This window comes from Pelomonas nitida, assembly GCF_043555975.1.
GTDB classification, from domain to species: Bacteria; Pseudomonadota; Gammaproteobacteria; order Burkholderiales; family Burkholderiaceae_C; genus Pelomonas; species Pelomonas nitida.
Genome location: NZ_JBIGIA010000071.1, coordinates 1 through 255 on the forward strand (window position 1 = coordinate 1; position 255 = coordinate 255).

Here is a 255-nt window from a genome sequence, read left to right on the forward strand (position 1 = left end):
ATGCGCTGCTCAACGGCCTGCTGCGCGCCAAGGGGCGCCCCGTCGGTGCAACCGAGGGCCCTCAGGTGCGCTTCGAGTCGGCGCTGTCGCTGGGCGATGTCTGGGCGCTGGATGCGCTGTGGCACGAGCTGGGCTTCGATGGCCTGGCCGCTGTGTTCCGGCGCGCGCGCTTCACCACCGCCGTCGAGGCCGCCATCCGTGTGATGGTCTTCAATCGGCTGTGCGATCCAGAGTCCAAGCTGGGCGTGCTGCGCT

General features: G+C 69.8%; 1 pseudogene. It reads left to right on the forward strand.

Features of this window, described 5'->3' with window-relative positions:
• A pseudogene (locus tag ACG00X_RS24145) lies at positions 1-255 on the forward strand (IS1634 family transposase); the annotation flags it as partial.